At 62.6% G+C, this 2216-nt stretch carries 3 protein-coding genes; 2 read left to right on the plus strand and 1 reads right to left on the minus strand.

The annotated features are described in order from the left end of the window. Positions 1 to 86: 86 nt before the first annotated feature. Complete coding sequence (locus FN369_RS08800; protein ID WP_142525786.1) at positions 87 to 710, minus strand: Slp family lipoprotein; 624 nt, start codon at positions 708 to 710, stop codon at positions 87 to 89. Between the two features lie 141 nt (positions 711 to 851). On the opposite strand from FN369_RS08800, the gene FN369_RS08805 reads away from it, so the two are divergent. Then, the gene (locus FN369_RS08805; RefSeq protein ID WP_142525788.1) at positions 852 to 1736 is read left to right on the plus strand and encodes a carbon-nitrogen hydrolase; all 885 of its coding nucleotides are present in this window, start codon (positions 852 to 854) and stop codon (positions 1734 to 1736) included. After that, positions 1733 to 2216 (plus strand): agmatine deiminase family protein (locus FN369_RS08810; RefSeq protein WP_142525787.1); only part of this gene is annotated, 484 nt, incomplete at its 3' end. The genes FN369_RS08805 and FN369_RS08810, both read left to right, overlap by 4 nt.

Here is a 2216-nt window from a genome sequence, read left to right on the forward strand (position 1 = left end):
TGCAGAGTCTTCGTGTTGCGGCCGCTAGCGCGTTGCGCGAGCAAGAGGAGTGCTCTCGGGGAGCTTCTTGAGCCGTCGCCTCCCGGCTACCACCAGCCGACGCCCCATCCCATCACCGTCGGCTCCCAACCGATAGGATTCCAATACTGCTCGATGGGGCCGTACTCGTCGATCGAGCCGTAGGCCGCGAGCTCTTTTTGCTGCTCCTCTTCGATCACCTTCTTTTCGCGGGGCCAAAGGCAGAGGCGGATGGCTTCCATACTGATCGTCGGGCCCGGATGGAGAGCGGGCCTCGGCAGAACGCGCCCGGCTACGACGATCCTCTTCCCAGGGGCGTAGACGGCCGGGTCGAGCCGACCTTCATACTTCACCAGGATCCGTCCTCCGGATTCCGCAGTTGCGAGCGGCTGATCGTGAGGACTCAGCGGGCGTTGGGAAACGAGGACGATGCTCCGCTTCTCGTAGAGGCGCGTCTCGATGATCCGACCGCCGAGGATGACGATTCGTCCTTGGAAAGCAGCCGGATTGGCAGCGATCTCCGTAAAGAGGGGCTGTCCTTTTGCCTGGTGGCGGAGAGATTCCGGAACGGGGCTCACGTTGGCGCATCCCGTCAGGGATGACAGGAGGAAGATCCAGAGGCCAGCAAAAGCCAGCCGCTCCTTGCATTCGCCCATCTTCGAAGAGGAGTGAAGCAGCGTTGCCCTTCGCATCCAAGCTTCGAATGCGGGCAAGAATCGATTTCGGAATCTATCCCGGGGAGAAAAAACTTGGCGGAGCTCGGGAAAATCCGCATGAGAAGGCAAGTTGCTTCCTCCGAAAAAGGGTCCTGCGTAACGATGTTTCGAGAATCCATGAAATCGCCGAAACGGGTGCGCGTCGCCCTTCTCCAGGCAAGAGCGGGATCGGATCCGGCGGAAAACCTTCGGAGGCAGGAGAGGCTCTTTGAAGAAGCCAGCGAGGGCGGAGCGGCGATCATCTGCACCCAGGAGCTCTTTGCCTCCCCCTATTTTTGCCAGGAGGAGGATGTCGAGGCTTTCCGTTGGGCCGAATCGATCGACGGCCCGACCGTCCGCTTTTTGCGGGAACAAGCGCAACGAGCCAAGGCGGTGGTGATCGGCTCCTTCTTCGAGCGTCGCGCCCCGGGGCTCTTCCACAACACAGCCGTGGTGATCGATGGAGCCGGAGAATTGCTCGGCAGCTATCGGAAGATGCACATCCCCGACGATCCCGGGTACTACGAGAAATACTACTTCACCCCGGGCGACCTAGGCTTTCGGGTCTGGCCCACGGCTGCGGGACGGCTGGGCGTTCTCATCTGCTGGGATCAATGGTATCCCGAGGCTGCCCGGCTGACCGCCTTGCAAGGAGCAGAGGTGCTTTTCTACCCCTCCGCGATCGGCTGGCATCCGCACGAAAAAGAAAGCGAAGGTGCCGCCCAGGCGGACGCTTGGCGGACGATTCAGCGCAGCCACGCGATCGCCAACGGCTGTTTCGTCGTTGCGGTCAATCGAGTCGGGCGAGAGGAGGGACCGGGCGGCCGGGCGATCGAATTTTGGGGTCGGAGCTTCGTGGCCGATCCGATGGGCCGGGTCCTCGCGGAAGCTTCCGAAAAGGAAGAAGTGCTCCTGGCCGATCTCGATCTCGGCCTGATCGAGCAGGTGCGGATCCATTGGCCTTTTTTCCGGGATCGGCGAGTGGACGCCTACGGAGAAATCGCCGCGCGCTATCTGGGGTGAGCACGGAGGACGCGGTGGGAAAGAGCGGTCGGGAGCCCTGGGGGCCCGGTCTCGAGGAGACGCCCCGGGCGTTCGGCTTTCGGATGCCGGCCGAATGGGCGCGCCATCGAGCGACTTGGCTGACTTGGCCGCGCGAGGAGGGCATCAGTTTTCCGGGGAAGGAGAAGCGGATGATCTCCTTTTGGGTGGAGCTCGCCCGGCTCCTCTCTTCGGGAGAGCTCGTGCGGATCAACTGCTTTTCCAGGGAGCAGCGGAGCTCGGTGGAGAAGTTGCTGGAGACCCGAGGTCTCCCGGTCGGCCGTCGGGTGCTCCTCTATGAGAATCCGGCCTACGAGCCCTGGTGCCGCGATCATGGACCGATCTTCGTCCAAAACGGACAAGAGACGGCGATCGTCGATTGGGGCTATGACGCCTGGGGGAAGAAGTATCCTCCCTACTCGCTCGACGACCTTGTGCCGCGGCGGGCCGCCGCTTTCCTCG

Source organism: Methylacidimicrobium cyclopophantes (assembly GCF_902143385.2).
Taxonomy (GTDB): domain Bacteria; phylum Verrucomicrobiota; class Verrucomicrobiia; order Methylacidiphilales; family Methylacidiphilaceae; genus Methylacidimicrobium; species Methylacidimicrobium cyclopophantes.

Bases quoted from the DNA above. Each gene is read 5' to 3' on its own strand.
- FN369_RS08800 (WP_142525786.1), bottom strand. From the start codon at position 710: ATGCGAAGGGCAACGCTGCTTCACTCCTCTTCGAAGATGGGCGAATGC.
- FN369_RS08805 (WP_142525788.1), top strand. From the start codon at position 852: ATGAAATCGCCGAAACGGGTGCGCGTCGCCCTTCTCCAGGCAAGAGCG.